A 17,456-nucleotide genomic window follows, 5' to 3' on the forward strand; every position below is an offset into this window, starting at 1 on the left:
GTCAATTGAAAGTCTTGCATCTTTCATCGAGCGATTTGAATGGAGGTGCTGCAAGGGCCTCAATGCGCCTACATCAAGCGCTACTAAAGATCGGTATAGATTCAGAATTATGGGTTGATGAAAAAATCTCCGATCTACCGACGGTCTTTCAACCTGAAAGTCGTCTCGATAGGATTTTGACTAAAATTCGCCCCTATCTCGGTCAGCTACCAAAGTTCTTTTCCAAAAAGCGCGAGCGATCATTTCTTTCATTTGCCCTGTTACCGTCCAAATGGGTAAAAAGAATAAATAGATCTAACGCTGACTTGGTTCACCTTCACTGGATCAATAGAGAAATGCTCTCGATCCGAGACATTAGTGCGATCAAAAAACCAATCGTTTGGACCTTCCACGATATGTGGCCATTCTGCGGCGCAGAGCATTATTCGGAAAACGATGACTGGGAAACGGGTTATTCAGTACAAGTTGCGTTACCTGCATTGAGTAAAAATCATGTCCTTGATCGTTGGGTTTGGAACAGAAAAAACAAATACTGGTGTGACAACATCACGATTGTTGCTCCTAGTAAATGGTTAGCCGATTGTACTCAACGCAGCCCATTGACTTCAAAATGGCAGACCAAAATAATTCCGAATGGACTGGATACTACATCATGGACCCCAATTGATCGCGTCGCTGCAAGACAGATACTGAAGCTACCGATCGACAAGAAGCTAATTTTGTTTGGCGCGCTTGGCGGCCACGCAGACAAGAGAAAAGGTTTCTCACTATTGAGAGATGCACTAGAACACCTAAGAGAAAGCGGAAATGAATATGAACTTGTGATATTTGGACAAAGCCGACCTTCGCAAGAAGTCATTCAAGGATTCATTACGCATTACATGGGACATCTTCATGATGATGCTTCACTACGTCTGACGTACAGCGCGGCGAACGTAATGGTTGTTCCGTCCAGACAAGAAGTATTCGGACAAACCGCAACAGAGGCTCTAGCGTGCGGAACGCCTATAACCGCATTCAATATCGGTGGCCTGAAAGATATTGTGGACCATGGCAATAACGGCTATCTAGCGACTCCGTACGATACGCTTGACTTGCAAAAATGTATTATTCAAGCGATTGCGTTGTCGCGCCTTCAGGACTCTCAAACTCGCGTGGCCAACTCTATCCGAGACAAGGTATTGGACACTAACGTTGCCCGTCTTCACGAAAACCTTTATCAGAGAGTCATTCTGAATTCTTGCCACCCAAAGAGTTAGCTGCACTTGAATTTAGTCGCCACCATCTCAGCAAACTTAAACCGGAAACTAGACTCAAGGCCGAAATCTGGGCAATGAAAAAACGACGAGAAACGGGGTGACATGCATTAATCAGCACACTGGAAACAAGCTGGGCAATCAATGTGGCCCAAGCAGCACCCGCGACTCCATACAAGGGGATTAGCAAGTAGTTCAATCCAATATTAACGATCGCACCCAGCGCGGTTGATATCAGTACAAATTGTTGCATTGACATAGCGACTAGCCAGCGACTACTTAGCAATCCTGAAAATACAAACAGTGAAGACCATATATGAATGCTCAATACCGGAGCTGCTTCAAGGTAATCGAGTCCGAATAGAGATGAAACGATGTTTATCGAAAATATTGATACCGCGGCAGCGACCAGAAGTGACACTACTGCAAAACCAAACAGCAGCAGATCTGTAGCTCGGTTGGCACGATCTAGATTACTCCGCATTTCAAGTAAAATTCTCGGGAATACTGAACTGACAACAATGCTGGGCAAAACATACCAAATTTCAGTGAGTCGGACAGACGCAGAATATATACCCACGGCTTGCTGACCCAACATGGACGCCAACATAACCTGATCCGTCCGCATGTAAAGCATCGTAGCCATCATGGCCAATGTTAATGGCCATGCCATTTTTAAAAGCCCAAAAAAACTATCACGCACAAAAGCAAGTTTTCTGACATCAAAATTTTTGAAGAACAATACTGCAAATGCAACCGCAGTTAAGAAAGCCTCCAATACAAGTAACCAGATAAAATACATCAAAGGCCATGCCGTAACTATAAATATGACTCTTAATAGCACGATCAATGAAAATACAGCTCCTTCGAATATAACTAACTGCTTCGACTGCACTTTGGCCTCAAAGTAGAATCGAATCGTGTCTGTAAAACGAAACAAATTGATTGCGCTAAGGGATAAGACAGCGACCAAAATACTGTCTTCGTAGTCATGTAGGAAAATCGCAATTGCGAGACCAGCCAGTACTGAAACTACTCCTCCGATGAATTGGAGAACGAACGCACTTGTCAGTGTTTCACCGATTTGATCTGGCTTATCAATTAACAATTGAACAACTACGCCCTGCAATCCAAGCGCAGCTAGTACTGAGAATAAAGCGGTAAAGGCGATTGCATAGTTGTATACCCCAAACAATTCCGGGGCAAGATACCGGGCCAGCCACAGCGTGACAACAAATGAGACCCCCAATCTGAAGACACGATCAAACCCCAACCAACCAAGATTGCGCAAGGCAGCCATTAAATTGGGGCGCTGAGACAAACCAGTTAGTGTTTGCTTAATTTTTCCAAACATTGCGCACTGCCATTGTGTTGCGATTTGCGCGCAGGTATCGAATGAACGTGGGCAGCAAGCCTAGTATTGCATAGGAGTACAAACGGATTAACTGATGCTTCAGCGGTGCATTTTCATGGACGATATTTCCAACAACCGTATTTCTTTCGAGCGCCATTGCGTGACTATTTGCACCACTGACGGAATCGGGTCGAAGTCTGAAGCCTGCGACAGGGGCGCCTGTCAGAATGCAACCCTGCTGGGGAAATGCCATCAACTGACGAACCAATTCATATTCAAATGCATATTTATTCTGCTCAGAAAATTGCCCGAATTTGGCCCAAGCTGCTTTTTTAAAAAAAAGACTGCCTGTAAAACAATTGCTATGCCCGCGGTATTTGAAAGGCGGTTGAGGGATCCATGGCAAGAGGTAACGCATTATTCGACCGTTTTCTGCCAACATGGCACACCCGCCAATAACAAACTGAAGATCACCAGATTTTAATTTATCGACCACCCGAGCCAGGGTGTTGTTGCACAAGTAGCGATCGTCGGAATTAAGCCAACACAATATGTCGCCACTTGTCTTCGAAAAACCGATGTTTAAAGCATTGACTAAGCCAGTGTCTTGCCTTGAGACAATTTGTATCCGCGGATCACCAATTGATTCAAGATATTCCAATGTGCCATCTGTTGAGCCGCCGTCGCACACAAGTAATTCATAGTTATTGTGTGTTTGTGCCAGCAAACTTGCAATACATTCTTGGATGTAACGCATGCTATTCCACGTGGGCATCACAATACTAACCAGGCAATTACTACTTGGCATCTTCAATTCCTTACGCAGCTCGAAGCTTATTTGATATTTTCTTCAGTTGGCTAAAGAACTTGGGGAACCGCCTAAGCGAGAGCCTTATCCAAGTGAGCACCGAAATGCCCAATACTCGTTGGGACATATGTTCATAGTACTGAACGTTATCGGTTACAGCGGAGGTTGTATTGCCTGTGTTTATTTGCGATGCCACCTGCAATCGCTTTATATACTCGGGATCACTTCCTGATGTGTGCGTAGCATCAACACCAAACCCGATATTACGAACAAGATTTTGGGAGGGAGTAACGCACAACGCTTGGTTTTCCCAATGCGTGTAGGTCCACTGATGATCCCAGGTTGAAATTTGATTTTTGTAAGCCAGATCAAATACAAGCTTCCAGTAGCCAGCGTGAAGCCTGTGTTTAGGCATTAACGGCAGCAAATTTTGCTTCTTTTTAGTAGTGGGCCAGCGTGCCATATTTACATCGTAGTGCTGCCAGGCCCTTCGCCAACTTGCCCACCCCCACACGAAAAACACTTTTGAGAAAAAATAGCTTTCCGGGTGCTTGTACCATGGCTCAACCAGATTGTTGCCAACTACAGAAAACACACGCTCGTCGTGTTTGTAACGTTCGAGCATGGTGTCGCAGAATTCGAAGAATACTGGGGAAGGCAGTACGTCATCTTCCAACACGATACCCTGCTCTTCGTGACTAAAAAACCAATCGATTGCACTTGAAACTGCATTACGGCAGCCCAGGTTTTCTTCCAGAAATCGAGTATGCACCTGGCAAGGCCAATCAACTTGAGCAAAGACCTCGCGCACTTGTGCTGTTGTGTGCTGATCGTCTGGTCGACTAGGGCGCGGACCATCGGCCGCGATGTACAAGCGCGGTGGACGGGCTTCCCGTACAGCTTGAAAAACTTGCTCGGTGACGTCTGGCCGGTTGAAAACCAGCAGAAGTACCGCATTTTGAGTTGCCATTGATTGAACGGGTCATTTTGTGGATTGCTTTATTTTACCCTGTAACATCGGCAAGACGCATTGCGCAGAGCCTCTAGTATTATCATCGAGTAAATTTCTGATCAATCTACTTTTGTTCAAAGGTCACTTTGAAATCTGAACGCCTAATCGGCCTACCGCGCTGGGCCAAGCAAATATTGGTAATGGCTGCAGACTTCGCGCTGGGCATTGCAGCCACCTGGCTGGCGTTCAGCCTGCGCATTGATGGCATGCACGTGCCCCACAGCAATGAATGGATTCCCTATTGGTTTGGCCCTTTGCTGGCTTTGCCAATATTTATTCACTTCGGCTTGTACAGGGCAATTTTTCGCTACACCGACCTAGCGGCGATCAAGCAAATTTTGAAAGCAGTGGTTGTGTATGCCGCTATTTACACAACTGTGGTGCTGGCTTTTTATATTCCACCCAACCCGCGGTCAATTGGCATTCTGCAGCCTTTCATTTTGAGTGCCTTTATTGTGGGCGTGCGCATGTTTGCGCGGTTTTGGCTGCTTTCAAGCAACATCGACCCGCGCTTACGGGTACTTCGTCGCCGCCTGCTGATTGTAGGCACCGGGGATGATGCGGTGCAATTGGCCAACGCATTGAAAGGCTCGCCTGAATACATTCAAATTGGTTTTGTAACAAACGATACCCAGCTAATTGGCAGAAACATGGCGGGCTATCGCGTGTTCTCGCTGAATGAATTGCGGAAAATCATTGAGAACTACGAGGTGTCTGACCTGGTAATAGCCTTGGGCAGCGGTGCGCAGGGTACCCGCCGACAAATTATTGAGCAATGCAAAGGCTTGCCCGTTCACATTCAAACGGCGGGCCTAACCCTAGATAGTCAACATTCTTCCATTCGTGAGCTGGATATCGACGACCTACTAGGCCGGGATCACATTCCACCAAACGTAGAGCTGCTTAACCTGAAGAACCACAACAAGGTGGTGCTGGTAACGGGTGCAGGAGGCAGCATTGGATCAGAATTGTGCAGGCAAATATTGGCAACCCGCCCTGCCCGCTTGGTGCTATTCGAGAACAATGAGTTTGCGCTGTACGCCCTGCACCACGAGCTACAACAAAAAGTGAATTCCTTTTACCGCGAGGTTCAGCTGTCGCCTGTGTTGGGCGATGTGCGCGATGCCCACCGACTGCGTGAAGTGTTCAGCGCGGTTAAGCCCCACACCGTGTACCACGCTGCAGCCTACAAGCATGTGCCACTGGTTGAGTTAAACCCGTTTGAAGGCATTCGAAACAACTTTCTTGGAACCCGGTTAACCGCCAAGGTAGCCAATGAGTTGGGGGTGGACGATTTTGTTTTGATCAGTACCGACAAAGCGGTACGCCCCACCAATATTATGGGCGCCAGCAAACGGCTTGCTGAATTGGCATTACAAAGCCTGGCAGATGAACCCGATGTGAAAACCCGATTCAGTATGGTGCGGTTTGGCAATGTGCTGGGTTCAAGCGGTTCAGTGGTGCCGTTGTTTCGCCAACAAATTGCGAAACTTGGGCCGGTTACCATTACCGACGCCGAGGTGACCCGGTTTTTCATGACCATTCCCGAAGCGGCACAATTGGTGATTCAGGCTGGTGCCATGGCCAAAGGTGGTGATGTGTTTGTGCTTGATATGGGTGAGCCCATACGAATTATCGACCTGGCAAAACGCATGATCACTTTGGCGGGCTACACGGTGAAGGAGCCCGGACAAACTGAAGGCGATATTGAAATTAAGGTGACTGGCTTGCGCCCAGGCGAAAAACTGTATGAAGAATTATTGATAGGCAACGATCCCAAACCAACCGGGCACCCACGCATTATGAAAGCCAACGAGAAAAGCATTAGTAACAGTGCGCTTGATGAAGAAGTTGAAGCTTTGCAAAACATATTGCAAACGCGCGATGTACCCGAACTGAAGAACCTGTTGCTTCGCTTGGTAGACGGCTATCAGGCAGAAAGTGAGACTTATGACGCCCTGACTTCTATTTCAAAATAGCGAGAAAGGTGCGCACAATAATTTGAATGTCCAGCCACACACTTTGCTGCTGCACATACTGTACGCAGTAGGCCAGTTTCGCGGGCATTACTTCTTCAACATAGGTTTGTTCCGGGTTGCTGCTTTTGCCCAGTAGCTCGCTTTCGCTACGGTATTCGATACTGGCCAGGTCAGTAATGCCAGGTCGCACTGAAAGTACAATACTTTTGGTGGGCTCTGGGTACAAGGCCACGTATTTGGGTACTTCCGGGCGTGGCCCCACAAGGCTCATGCTGCCTTGCAGTACGTCGATTAGCTGGGGCAGCTCGTCAATTTTGTAATGTCGAAGAAACGTGCCAATTTCGGTAATTCGCGAGTCGTTACCCACTGTAATTTGCATGGCCGCACCCGGTTGCGCCACAGTCATGGTTCGAAATTTGTGGATTCGAAAAGGCTTGCCGTGTCGGCCAATTCGTTCTTGCCGAAAAAATACGGGGCCAGGCGAGTCGCGTTTGATCAGTAAAGCCACAAGCAAGAGCATGGGGCTCAGCAAGAGCACACCAAACAACGCGAGTACGAAATCGAAGGTTCGTTTGAGCACGTGATTCAAGCCAGGGTTTGTTGAATAGCAACAATTATCCGATCCACTTCCGCTTGTGTCATTTTTGAATACAGGGGAATGGACACCATGCGTTCAAACGCCTTTTGGCTGACCGGGAATTGCTCGGGCTTAAGGTGGTAGCTTTCTCGCCAATAGGGCTGCAAATGCAAAGGGATGTAGTGCACGCTGCAACCAATGCCTTGGGCGTACAGTGCCTCAACAAATTGATCGCGCGTAAGCGTGCATGCATCGCTTAAACGCAGCACATACAGATGCCAGGAATGAAGACCATTGCTGGCTGCACCTTCAGGCAAAACAACCGGCAGGTTTTTAAAGGCTTGATTGTATTGATCAACAATGGCTTGGCGTTTTGCGCGAAACAGTTCGGCTTTTTTTAGCTGATGAATACCAATGGCAGAGGCCAAATCCGTCAGGTTGTACTTAAAACCGGGCGCCACCACTTCGTAGTACCAGCTGGGCGCTTTGGATGTAAAACGATCAAATACATCCCGGTTAATGCCGTGCAGGCGCATGGTTTTACAACGTTTGATCAATTCTGGATTGCGCGAAACCACCATGCCACCTTCGCCGGTGGTAATGGTTTTGTTGGCGTAGAAGCTGAACACGGCCGCATCGGTTTGCAAATTACCCACCGCAATGCCGTCGACCAGGCAAGGCAAAGCATGCGCGGCGTCTTCCACTACTTTCAAATCATGTTCGCGGGCAATGGCAATGATTTCCGCCATGTCGGCGGCCAGGCCCGCGAAATGCACAGGCATGATTGCTTTGGTTTTGGGAGTAATTGCGCTGCGAACCAAGGCTGGGTTGATATTCAAGCTACCGGGAAGCACATCGACAAATACTGGGTCGGCACCCAGATAACGCACCACCTCGGCTGTGGCGGTGAAGGTGTGCGTGGGCACGATTACTTCATCGCCGGGGCCAATACCAATTGCCTCAAGCGCCAAATGCAAACCTGCGGTGGCAGAGTTTACAGCGATGGCTTGAACGGGCTGACCGCCGGTCGCCATGCCACCGCCTGCCGCGTTCAACATGGCTTCGAAATCCGTTTCAAACTGGCGGGTTTTTGGACCGGTGGTTAACCAGCCTGAACGCAGGCAGTTGGCCACTTCCTGAATTTCTTCTTCGCCAATTTCTGGCAATGCAAAAGGCAAAAATGGTTGGGTGCTCATGCGTTTAACTTGATTGAATATCGGTTGAGTATACGACCATGCGGACGCTTACAGGTGCCCGCCAGCCTAAAGCCAAGCCGTGTATAAAACTGATTGGCTTTGGTGTTGTTACTTTGGTCGGTTGTAAGGTACACGGCAGGGGCCCCGGCAGTTTGCGCATGGGCCAGAAATGCGTTGACCAATTGTTGGCCGATTTGCTGACCTTGCGCAGCAGGTTGAACACCCAGGCTGCTGAGTAAAGCCGCATTGGGTAAATCGGGCAGAGACTCGCCACGATAAAACAAGGCTGACCACAGTTTGATAAACACCAGGTTTGGTTTTCGCAACAAAGGCCACAGGGAAGCCAGCCCAAACGCCAACCAGCGTTGCTTGAGCAGTTGCAAGAAAAACCCCTGCGGTTGGGTAGTGCCTGCGACGAATCCAAGCACTTCGGCTGCATTGTTTTGGGGGCAAGCCACCAATGAAATTCCGCTGGGGTGATTCAGAAAACCGCTGTACAACAGGCTTAGAAAGCGTGGCCCCATTAATGTGAGAAAAAAACCGGGGAACGCTTGCAAATGTACTTGCACCATTTGTGAAATGTCATTGGGCTGGGCCGGACGAATTTGAATAGGCGCAGGCGTGTTCATTGCACCGGCCCTTGAATGGTTTGCTGAAAAAAATCAGCATACTGTGCGCACACTTGTGTGCGGCTGTAGTGTTGTTCAAGATATTGGCGTCCGTTTGCTCCTGCAATGAACATGCCTTGCGGATTGGAAAGCAACTGCTCAACAGCCTGCAACAAGGCTTGCGGGCTACCGGGTTCAACCACCACACCACATTCGGCCCGCTGAACCAAGCGACCAGTTTCACTTTGTACATCGACACTGGCCACAACGGCTTTGCCAGCCGCCATGTAGCCCAGTACTTTGCTGGGCACAGAGAAGGTACCCTTACCCGGCAACAAGCTGACCATTGAAATGGTTGCGCAATTTTGAACTGCGGGTAACAGTTCCCGCGGTTGAAATGGCAGAAAGTGCACGTTTGGCAATTCTTGCGCCAACTGCTGCAACTGAGGCAGCAAGGGGCCATCGCCTACAAACAACCAATGTAAATTGCTGTTGGAAGCGGCCAGTTTTGCAGCTTGCACAACCACTTGCGCACCAGACACATGACCGATGGTTCCGGCGTAAAGCACCACAGCTGCATGGCTGGGAATACGGGCCATTTGACGAACAAGCAGCCCTTGCTCGGGCTGGGGTTTTATTTCGTCAATGTCGATCCAGTTTGGAATGACTGCGATTGAACCTGAAGCACCATGTTGTTCGACATGGGTTTTAAAACCCTGACAAATTACTGCCAAACCGTCGGCTTGCCGGTAAGCGGTTTGTTCAATCCACTTCAATGCCTTGATAACAGGTTTGCTTTTGATCAAACCAAGATCAACCAATACATCAGGATGTAGATCTTGAACATTAAAGATCAGTTTGAAACCACGCAGTTTGGCCAGCAGGGTAAGCGTGGCGCCCAACGGCAATGGTTGAAGCACCGCAAACACCAAGTTGGGTTTTTTGCAACTTAACAGGTAGAAAAAGCTACTGAGCACAAAGCTTAGAAAATTCAGTGCACGACTAATAAAGCTTCGTGTTTCAGAGGTGTACAACCAAAGCCGGGTAATTTTTATATTGCCCATCATTTCACGCAGAATGCGCTGCTTGACATAGGGTGCCTGCACTTTGCCACTGGGGTGATTGGGAAAGCCAGTGACAACTTCAACTTCCCAGCCCTGTGCGGCCAGGTTTTCCGCAAGCTCTTTGAGCATATAACCCATGGGCGCATGTTCAGGCGGAAACCATTGACTTAAAAACAAGACAGATTTTGAGTTGTTTGGCTTGCTCATGATTGATCTACAGGAAAAGCCAGTGCGGCCAAACCAAGCACAAAGAACACACCTTCTGCAAAATCGTAGTGAAACGAATTAAGCATGTTCAGCAATACGTAGGCCAATATGAATCCATGAAGCAATACAAGGTGCTGTGATTGATTGCGCAGCAATACCGCACCGATAAAAATGCCGTAAAGCACCAAGGCAAGTAGGCCACCTTGCACTGCGAACAACAGGTACTGATTGTGTGGATTATTGAATTCAAATGTGAAACCGGCAGCTTGTGCATGGGGCGTTACAGCCGACTCAAAACCACCCATGCCGTAACCGAACCACGGCGCTTGCACAAAAGCTTCGAGTGAATGTAACCAAAAGCTTAACCTGCGCCCATTGCTGGTGTCTTGCGCAATGGCTTGCCCATCGACCCATTGTTGCACTTCGATAAACACTGCATTGACCCGTGTATGGAAAAAGTCTGAACCAAAATACAAGGCACACAAAACAACAGACACCGCTACAGCTGCAAGCAAGGATCCCTTGAACCCGATACGTTGATAAGCAACAACTACAGGAAGCACTGCCATGGCAACCCAGCCAGACCGACCTTCTACCATAAAGAAGAAGTTGTACAAGGTCAGTGCCAATGCCACCAACACCACTGCTTTAACCCACACCTGGATGTTTGACCATTGCATGCGCAATCGATAGGCCACATAACCAGTTGCAAGGGCGATGAAAAAGTTATGGGTAATGTGCAGCTTGAATAACAAAGGCGATTCAGAACCTTCGGGCCATGGAAAAAAACCAAACGCCACAGCAAAACTGCCAAGTACGCTAACAAATACACCCATGCAAAAAACATCAAGCACGGTGACGGTTTCTTGCTTGTTTAGAAAGGCTGCAGCCAGGAAAGGCAGAAGCAAAAGCCGAAGATATTTGCTGAGATAGTCGCGCGCTGAATCAAAATTACTTGTTTCGAAAAAAAGCGTAATGAGCAGCCATGCGATGAGTGCATAGGCTGCAAGAGAAATTGGGTGTTTGAATAAACTTGCAAGGCGACTTCGCGTTGATTGATTGACCAGCACAAACACCAAAGCCAACGCCAGCAACAAATTAACAGGCGCAGGTTTAATCGGCAAAAAAAACGCTGCCCCCGCTAAAAACCAGGCCGGGTTGACCCGTTGAACAAAACTCAAACCCACCCCCACCGCTGCCAGTGCATTTTAAGAAATGCATAAGTAACTGGCGCTGTAATTAGCCCGGGTAAACCAAAGGCAACCTCGCCGAGAATGATGGCGATGAGCATTTCGGGCACGCTGGCGCGCACGTTGCGGCCAATGATGTAGCCATTCACGAAGTATTCAAGCTTGTGAATGATGAACAGGTAAAGCACCGACCCCATGGCCACAAAAACACCGTAGCGAATGGTCAGCACCAAAATAAGGGTATTGGCCATGATGTTGCCGGCTGCGGGAATAAGACTGGCCACGGCGGTGAACATCAAGAGCAGTTCGCGAAACGGTAGCACCACCTCGAATGCGGGCAAGATGCCGTAGATGAACACGGCGGTGCAGAAGGTATTCCAGATACTGACATACACCTGCGCGCCCATGAGCAAGGTGAAGCAGCGCACATAACGTTCGAGTGTTTCTAGCCAGGCCTGTGCCAGGGGTTTGTAGGGGCCACTGTGGCCAGGCGAAGCGGGTGCCATTAAAGCGGCAGACACACCCAAAATAAGCGCGAATACAAACTGCAGGAATATGAAAAAGCTGGCGCCACCAAAGCTGCGAATGTAGCCCACGAAATCGCTGTCGTCTTTGCTGATCATGCGGAACAATTCGCTGGGCTTACCGGGAATGTGTTCACGAATGGCGTCTGGCAGGCTGGCTGTGACCGAGTTCAGGTTGCGCAGTGCTTCTTCTATCAATTGCGGACCTTGCTGCGCCATGGTGGCCAGCACAAAACGCACGCCGCTGTTAACCCCGATACCCAACAACACCACCGCTGCTGCCACCACCGCAGTGGTTAAAAATGTGGGCAGCCAGCCAAACAGCCCACGCATGAAGGGGCCGTTGAATTTATTGATGTGGGGCTGCAGCAGGTACACAAAGCCCCGGCGGGTAAAACGGGTAAGCGCAAAAATGGCCAGGCCAGCGATAAGGCCCACGCCAATTTTCAGGCTCAACATGCTGATCCAAATGGCCAGTATGCCAACTACGGCGGCGTACTCCCACCGAATGGCGTGATTGTTTTGATGCTGTGCGGGGTTGGACATGGAATCTCTTGGCTGCTTGTTGGGTTAGGTATGACCAAGGTTTTCCCGATTCTATCCCAACTTGATCAGTTCACCCCAAGGATACGGCGCCAAACCGCCAGTAAGATGCCTAGCCCCAACAGACCTGCAAGGCCCATGGCACCACCACCCCCGCCGCCACCGCCCTGCGTGGCAGAAACCGGACTTGTGCTTGTGGAGGTATCACCACCAGAAGAATCGACGCTGGGGGTAAATGTACGTTCGTTGGCACTGACATTGGCCAGGCGAACCACGCTGGTGTTGCTGCGGTTGGTCGCCGTGTCGGTTACCGTAAGTGCGAATTCGGCAATATTGCCCGCCATGCCCGATTGCACCTGTAAGCTGCTGTTTGTGGTGCCAGCCAGCGCCACTGGGTTGCCAAACACCTGTTGCCAACTGTAGCTTAGGTTGGCGCTACTCCCGGCGCTGTTGGTCGACAAGTCACCATTCAGCGTGAACGGCCCGTTGCTGGCCACCACTGCAGATTGCTGCACATTGGCCACGGGCAAGGCATTGCTTGATTCACGCGTGGCTTGCAAAGCACCCACCACATTCAACAAACCTGCGCCACAGGCTGTGCTGGTGCAGTTGCGGCGTGCAAAACCAAATAGGCCTTGTGTGAAGTCTGCGTTGGCTGGATAAGGCAAGGCGCTGTTGCGCAAAATGGTCTCGATTTCGCTGGGCGTAAGGCTGGGCCGTGCGGCCCTGAGCAAAGAAATGGCGCCTGCAATCATGGGTGCGGAAAAGCTGGTGCCTGCGAACAAAAATGCACTACTGCCATTTGGGTTGGGCGTGGATTCACCGGTGTTGCTGGCCCCCACATACCGCCCGTTGCTGTTGCCTGGTGCATGCAAGGTTAAAAAACTGCTGCTGCCACCCTTGGCGGTGTAAGTGGCCAGTTGGCCATCTTGCTCAGCCGCGCCTGCAGCAATGGTGCCTGCGCAATTGGCAGGGTACTGCACCGCGCCACCGGAATTATTGCCTGCAGAAATGACAACCGACACATTGCGAGCCCGCGCGTCGGCAATGGCCAAAGCCACCATGTCAGCGGCGGCGCAACCGCCGCCAAGCAAGGGGGTGTCGGTGGCAAAACTTAAATTGATCACATTGGCAGGGTTGGGGTTCACGCCAATGGTGGGGTCGACCCGGCCAGAACCTGTGGCCCAGTAAAAGGCATCGACAATATCGGAACTGGTGGCAATGCCACACCGGCCAGAGACCCGCACGGGGAGCACCTTGGCATTCCAGTCCATGCCCGCCAAAAACTGGCCGTTGTTGGATTGGGCTGCAGCCACCGACGCCACAGTGGTGCCATGCCATGAGCTGGTGGTTGAACCATCGGGGCAGGTAAAGCCGGGGGGCGGCGCATCGCCAGGATCAGAGGGATCGGGGTCGCGACCATCGCCATCGTTGGAACCCGAATTGATGACGGTTCCCAATTCGCGTTCACCTGTGGGTGGGGTGGCGCGGGTGACAAAGTCGTAGCCCGGCAACAGGCGGCCTTTCAGTTCCGGGTTCTCGAACAACACACCCGAATCGAGCACTGCGATTACCACGTTGCTGCTTCCGCGTGTTTGCTCCCACACTTCTTGCATGCGCAGCGAAGCATAGGCGCCCGTGTTCATGTAACTGGCCTGGTTGGCTGCGTAGCTGCCGTCGTTGGGCGCAGGCACTGCGGTGCGCTGCAATTGAATATCGGGGCTTGCAAAACGCACGCCGGGCAGGGCCTGAAGCGCAGTACGAATGGCTTGCGGCGTTTGCAGGCTGCCCAGCACGGGCAGACTCTGCATTTCAACCAGGTAGCTGTTGGGCTGAAGCAAAGGGCGCACCATTTTTACAGGCACGCCAAGTGTGGTTTGAAGCTGCTGCATCATGCCGCTGGGCATGGCATTGGGCGTTGCGCCAGCTGCGTTGATAACCCAGCGTGTGGGCGTGGGCGCGGCTGTTTGAGCAAAAGCTGTTGTGGTACACACGGCACCTGCCAACAAGGCGACTATGGAATATTTGACAACACACTGCTTCAAGTTTGTCCCCTGCTTTTGTAAGCCGAACCGGCCACTACTTCTTACCGCGAAAGACTTAGAACGGATTCACCCCACAGCGCGTGCACACTGCGGGGTGAATGGGGTACTGCATCAACTTACATGAACTGCTGACTGGTTTATTGACCGATCACACCGCCATCGGTACGTGTCAGCACAATGGTGGCTGAACGTGGACGACTTCCTGCGTTGGGCATTTCGCCTGCTGCCGGGTTACCAAACCCGCCGCCAGCCAATGCATAAGGCCATGAGCTGGTCGGTGCATTCAAGTCATCCGTGTCCTCACCTGGGTGCTGAATGTTGATGAATAGCGCTTTGCCGTCGGGAGATTCAGTCAAACCTGTGATTTCACAGTCGCGAGGGCCCACTACCAAGCGGCGCAATGTGCCAACGGTACCAATTCGCGTGGACACTGTTCCGCCGCCTGCCTTGGTGTTGTCGACGGTCACTGTTTCGCCGTCGCCTACTTCGCCTGGGACCGCAGCCACCAACATGCAGTTGGTGGTGTCGGTAAAGGCGCCGTCGTCGGTTTGAATGTAGAGCACGCCGGTTTTTTCAGAGAACCACAAACCGTCTGGGCTAGACAGTACGTTTTCTTCAGTCAAACCAGACAGGTTGACGTTCGGATTGTTGATGTCGTCGTCCTCTGCACCGAACAGGTAGATGTCCCACTCGAATCCGGTGGCAGCCGGCTCGCTGCCGTCTTCTTTCCAACGGATTACGTGACCATTCACGTTGCCTTGTGAACCAGAATCACCAATGCCATCCGCATCGTCATCCCGATCAAAGTAAACACGTGGATTGGCTGGGTCGGCCACGCGGCGGCTGGTGTTGTTGGTCAAGGTCATGTAAACCTCGCCGTTGCGTGGGTTGACACCACCCCACTCTGGACGATCCATGGGTGTACCGCCTGCAATGTCTGCCAGCAAGCGTGTGTTCAGGAATTGTTCGTTGGCATCGGTCACAGTGTAGTTAATGGCAGCTGTGCTCAGCGAGCCAGAACCACGCACTGAAGTGATCATGGTGCCGTTGGCCACTGTGGCCAGGTCGAGCCAGTCGCCCGTGAAATCAGCATCGAATTTGGCCACGTACAGCTTGCCGAAGTCGAGGTACTTGTCGCCAGACTGCAAACCACCATTCATGTCGGCTGGGTCCCAGTTGGCAGTAGATACAAACTTGTAGATGTATTCGTAGCGGGAATCGCAACCCATGTAGAACACCACGGGCTTGCCCGCCTCAACTGGGCCTACCCATGCGCCTTCGTGAGCAAAACGGCCCATGGCGGTGCGCTTTTTCGGTGTGGTGGTTGGGCGGAATGGGTCAATTTCTACGTTCCAGCCGTAGGTGAATGCTGCGTTGCGATAGTCGTCGGCTGCTGTCGCGCCCACAATGCCAACATTCCAGCGGCTAAACGGTTCGCCAACCTGGCCGACTTCGCTGGCCGTGTTCCAACCTTCGCGGCCATTGCCGGATGTACGAACACCATAACGACGCATGGAGGCTTGATCGTTCTCGCTGCGACCTGTGTTGTTGCTGTTACCGAAGTAACCAGCCCAGTTTTCCTCACAGGTCAAATAAGTGCCCCAAGGCGTGTAGCCGGAAGCACAGTTGTTAATGGTGCCGCGAGTGCGGGTGCCGTTTGTAGAGTACTTGGTGACCATGGCTGCTACGCCGCGCAAGGGGCCACTGATTTCCATGTCGGTCAATGTATGAATGCGGCGGTTGAATGCGCTGTTTTGCACCACGCTGTACTGGCCATCGCTGCCACGGCGCACTTCGACAACCGACACACCGTGAATGTACATTTCCTTCAGCGCTTCGTTTGAATCGCGCACACCCGCTACGCTGGTTGGGCCGTTGGCATGCAGGAAAAGCTCGGTAATCGCCTCGTGGTTAATGACTAGCAAGCCGCGGTCACCCGCCTCTGGATCCCATGTGTTATCAGCACCTAGACCAAAAAAGTACATACCGTCGTGGTGATCGCCAGAGCGGAACTGGAATTCAGAAGGGTTGTTGGCTGCGTCGGAGCCGTCGTTCATGTACTCGGAAACGCCCGAAGCAATGGGGTCGCCCAGTTTGTACAGCACCTGGAACTGATAGCCTTCAGCCACTTGAACGGAGTCTGCAATGCTCAATGGTGTGGAACTGAAACCCACGGCGTTCAGTTGTGTTGCGCCGGGTGTGCTGGCTACCGCACCATCACCACCGCCACCGCAACCGGACAAACCCAGAAAACCCAATGCGGCTACGCCCACGGAACCTTTCAAAATGCTCCGGCGTGAGGGGTTTTCCAAGTGATGATTAATGATTTGCTGGAATGTTGGGCTGGAAAGCACTTCCAGCTCTTTTTTAGTGATTGATGACATCTCGACCTCCATGTAAGACTCGAGGATTGTCTGGTCGCTGTATTACAAGGTTGTGTGAGTTTTTTTAAAGAAATATGTCATCCTGAACAAGTGTTCAACAAAGCGGGATGGGCGTTTCAGGCGGGTTCGATATTTTGACTTGTTCGGCCGGAATGTTCGTGGCAAACTTGAACGCCAAGCGATTGATTCCATTGGAGGTAGTTAGTAAATGTCGAATCAAACCAAAGAAGTTCCCAGGCGTAAGTACAGACTAGACAAAGAAAACAGCTTTCGACAACGAATATGGAAACTCTGGCTGCTTATTTTTGCAGCAGGCCTTGTAGCAGCGTTTACAGCCAGCTTGACCCATGCGGACGAAACCGGTGACAGGCGAGAAACCCGTGCAGTAATCGAAGCCCAGCTCGAAGCCTTCAGGCAAGACGATGGCCCCAAGGCCTTTTCCTACGCAACTCCCAATGTACAAACCATGTTTGGCGATGCCGAAACTTTCATGCAAATGGTGCGTGAGGGCTACGACGTGGTCGTGAAACCGGTGACCGTGCGTTTTGTGAAATTCGAGACCGATGGAAGCAACGCTCTACACGCTGTGCAAATGATCGACCGCCAAAAAACCCTGTGGAACGTATACTACGTGTTGCAGAAGCGCCCGGACGGCAGTTGGAGGATTTCCAGCTGTGAGACCGAGAAAGCGGAAACCGACCTGATTTGA

At 51.0% G+C, this 17,456-nt stretch carries 14 protein-coding genes; 3 read left to right on the forward strand and 11 right to left on the reverse strand.

From position 1 onward, the window contains the following. Positions 1-5 precede the first annotated feature (5 nt). Entirely contained in the window at positions 6-1,259 is a 1,254-nt protein-coding gene (locus tag ACVL1J_RS00995; protein WP_394673360.1) for a glycosyltransferase, read from the forward strand. On the opposite strand, the gene ACVL1J_RS01000 is transcribed toward ACVL1J_RS00995, so the two are convergent. From ACVL1J_RS01000 to ACVL1J_RS01010, 3 genes are read right to left on the reverse strand one after another with little or no spacing between them, the layout of a single operon-like run. Further along, positions 1,228-2,610, reverse strand: a complete 1,383-nt coding sequence (locus ACVL1J_RS01000) for a flippase (protein ID WP_394673359.1) — start codon at positions 2,608-2,610, stop codon at positions 1,228-1,230. The genes ACVL1J_RS00995 and ACVL1J_RS01000 overlap by 32 nt on opposite strands. Next, a complete protein-coding gene (locus tag ACVL1J_RS01005) occupies positions 2,594-3,418 on the reverse strand; it encodes a glycosyltransferase (RefSeq protein WP_491665057.1) in 825 nt (274 codons plus the stop codon). The genes ACVL1J_RS01000 and ACVL1J_RS01005 overlap by 17 nt, the downstream gene beginning before the upstream one ends. A gap of 10 nt (positions 3,419-3,428) precedes the next feature. After that, positions 3,429-4,388 carry a glycosyltransferase family 2 protein gene (locus ACVL1J_RS01010; protein WP_491665058.1) on the reverse strand — a complete coding sequence of 320 codons (960 nt, stop codon included), beginning with the start codon at positions 4,386-4,388 and terminating at the stop codon, positions 3,429-3,431. A 182-nt stretch (positions 4,389-4,570) separates the two neighbouring features. On the opposite strand from ACVL1J_RS01010, the gene ACVL1J_RS01015 reads away from it, so the two are divergent. Continuing rightward, positions 4,571-6,409 carry a polysaccharide biosynthesis protein gene (locus tag ACVL1J_RS01015; RefSeq protein WP_394673357.1) on the forward strand — a complete coding sequence of 613 codons (1,839 nt, stop codon included), beginning with the start codon at positions 4,571-4,573 and terminating at the stop codon, positions 6,407-6,409. On the opposite strand, the gene ACVL1J_RS01020 is transcribed toward ACVL1J_RS01015, so the two are convergent. The 8 genes from ACVL1J_RS01020 to ACVL1J_RS01055 all read right to left on the reverse strand — a co-directional run bounded on the left by ACVL1J_RS01020 (position 6,396) and on the right by ACVL1J_RS01055 (position 16,747). Next, positions 6,396-6,989, reverse strand: a complete 594-nt coding sequence (locus tag ACVL1J_RS01020) for a sugar transferase (RefSeq protein ID WP_394673706.1) — start codon at positions 6,987-6,989, stop codon at positions 6,396-6,398. The two genes, ACVL1J_RS01015 and ACVL1J_RS01020, sit on opposite strands and share 14 nt — an antisense overlap. 5 nt (positions 6,990-6,994) lie before the next feature. Next, a complete protein-coding gene (locus tag ACVL1J_RS01025; RefSeq protein WP_394673356.1) occupies positions 6,995-8,182 on the reverse strand; it encodes a DegT/DnrJ/EryC1/StrS family aminotransferase in 1,188 nt (395 codons plus the stop codon). Next, on the reverse strand, positions 8,179-8,811 hold the full coding sequence (locus ACVL1J_RS01030) for a GNAT family N-acetyltransferase (RefSeq protein ID WP_394673355.1): 633 nt from the start codon (positions 8,809-8,811) through the stop codon (positions 8,179-8,181). The genes ACVL1J_RS01025 and ACVL1J_RS01030 overlap by 4 nt, the downstream gene beginning before the upstream one ends. Then, positions 8,808-10,061: a glycosyltransferase family 4 protein gene (locus tag ACVL1J_RS01035; protein WP_491665059.1), complete on the reverse strand. Its 1,254-nt coding sequence runs from the start codon at positions 10,059-10,061 to the stop codon at positions 8,808-8,810. The genes ACVL1J_RS01030 and ACVL1J_RS01035 overlap by 4 nt, the downstream gene beginning before the upstream one ends. Continuing rightward, complete coding sequence (locus tag ACVL1J_RS01040) at positions 10,058-11,242, reverse strand: O-antigen ligase family protein (RefSeq protein ID WP_394673353.1); 1,185 nt, start codon at positions 11,240-11,242, stop codon at positions 10,058-10,060. The genes ACVL1J_RS01035 and ACVL1J_RS01040 overlap by 4 nt, the downstream gene beginning before the upstream one ends. Then, a complete protein-coding gene (locus ACVL1J_RS01045) occupies positions 11,239-12,321 on the reverse strand; it encodes an AI-2E family transporter (protein ID WP_159568060.1) in 1,083 nt (360 codons plus the stop codon). Before ACVL1J_RS01045 ends, ACVL1J_RS01040 begins: the two co-directional genes overlap by 4 nt. A gap of 65 nt (positions 12,322-12,386) precedes the next feature. Beyond that, positions 12,387-14,363, reverse strand: a complete 1,977-nt coding sequence (locus ACVL1J_RS01050; RefSeq protein ID WP_394673352.1) for a S8 family peptidase — start codon at positions 14,361-14,363, stop codon at positions 12,387-12,389. Positions 14,364-14,500: 137 nt separating this feature from the next. Beyond that, complete coding sequence (locus tag ACVL1J_RS01055) at positions 14,501-16,747, reverse strand: PhoX family protein (RefSeq protein WP_394673351.1); 2,247 nt, start codon at positions 16,745-16,747, stop codon at positions 14,501-14,503. Between the two features lie 208 nt (positions 16,748-16,955). Between ACVL1J_RS01055 and ACVL1J_RS01060 the strand changes: the two genes are divergently transcribed. After that, positions 16,956-17,456: a DUF4864 domain-containing protein gene (locus tag ACVL1J_RS01060; RefSeq protein ID WP_159568057.1), complete on the forward strand. Its 501-nt coding sequence runs from the start codon at positions 16,956-16,958 to the stop codon at positions 17,454-17,456.

The sequence above is a fragment of the Limnobacter sp. G6BE5S genome (assembly GCF_058448965.1).

What these genes read in the sequence shown, in the direction of transcription:
- ACVL1J_RS01000 (WP_394673359.1), bottom strand. Translation starts at nt 2,610, where the DNA reads ATGTTTGGAAAAATTAAGCAAACACTAACTGGTTTGTCTCAGCGCCCC.
- ACVL1J_RS01025 (WP_394673356.1), bottom strand. Translation starts at nt 8,182, where the DNA reads ATGAGCACCCAACCATTTTTGCCTTTTGCATTGCCAGAAATTGGCGAA.
- ACVL1J_RS01055 (WP_394673351.1), bottom strand. Translation starts at nt 16,747, where the DNA reads ATGTCATCAATCACTAAAAAAGAGCTGGAAGTGCTTTCCAGCCCAACA.
- ACVL1J_RS01060 (WP_159568057.1), top strand. Translation starts at nt 16,956, where the DNA reads ATGTCGAATCAAACCAAAGAAGTTCCCAGGCGTAAGTACAGACTAGAC.
- ACVL1J_RS01010 (WP_491665058.1), bottom strand. Translation starts at nt 4,388, where the DNA reads ATGGCAACTCAAAATGCGGTACTTCTGCTGGTTTTCAACCGGCCAGAC.
- ACVL1J_RS01005 (WP_491665057.1), bottom strand. Translation starts at nt 3,418, where the DNA reads ATGCCAAGTAGTAATTGCCTGGTTAGTATTGTGATGCCCACGTGGAAT.
- ACVL1J_RS01030 (WP_394673355.1), bottom strand. Translation starts at nt 8,811, where the DNA reads ATGAACACGCCTGCGCCTATTCAAATTCGTCCGGCCCAGCCCAATGAC.
- ACVL1J_RS01035 (WP_491665059.1), bottom strand. Translation starts at nt 10,061, where the DNA reads ATGAGCAAGCCAAACAACTCAAAATCTGTCTTGTTTTTAAGTCAATGG.
- ACVL1J_RS01015 (WP_394673357.1), top strand. Translation starts at nt 4,571, where the DNA reads ATGGCTGCAGACTTCGCGCTGGGCATTGCAGCCACCTGGCTGGCGTTC.
- ACVL1J_RS01045 (WP_159568060.1), bottom strand. Translation starts at nt 12,321, where the DNA reads ATGTCCAACCCCGCACAGCATCAAAACAATCACGCCATTCGGTGGGAG.